The sequence below is a fragment of the Streptomyces sp. SID14478 genome (genome assembly GCF_010548525.1).
Lineage (GTDB): Bacteria > Actinomycetota > Actinomycetes > Streptomycetales > Streptomycetaceae > Streptomyces.
In genome coordinates, this window is record NZ_JAAGMG010001095.1 from 1 (window position 1) to 591 (window position 591).

The window sequence follows — 591 nt, forward strand, 5'->3', positions numbered from 1 at the left end:
GCCGGGCGGATGGCCCTCGACGGCCGCATCACCGTGGGACAGTTCGTCACCGCGGTCACCCTGACCCAGTTCCTGATCGGTCCGTTCAACGTCATCACGCACGCCACCGCCATGGCAGCCCGCGCCCGCGCCTCCGCCCGCAGGCTCACCGAGGTGCTCGACGCGGCGCCGGTGGTCAGCGGCGGAGACCCGGCCCCGGCCCTCGGACCTCGGGCGGCCGTCGGCCTGGACGTACGTGGACTGCGCATCGGCGAGCTCGGACCGCTCGACCTGCGGGTGGCGCCCGGCGAACTCGTCGGCGTCGTGCTCACCGAGGAGTCCGCGATCGCCGACCTCCTCGACTTCCTGGGGCGCAGGGCCGATCCCGCCACCGGCCACCTCGCACTCGACGGCGTGGCCCTGACCGCCCTCGACCCGGCCACCGTACGGTCCGCGATCCTGGTCGCCGAGCACGACGGCGTCCTGTTCGGCGGGACGCTCGCGGGCAATGTCGCCGCGGCCGCCCGGGACGAGGCCGCCGTCGCCGCGGCCATGGAGTGCGCCGCCGCCGACGAGGTCGCCGACTCCCTTCCCGACGGCGCCGATTCGCCG

Annotated in this window: 1 pseudogene; it reads left to right on the top strand. The window is 75.6% G+C overall.

The features are described from left to right. Positions 1–591, top strand: a pseudogene (locus G3I40_RS35475) (ABC transporter ATP-binding protein); the annotation flags it as partial.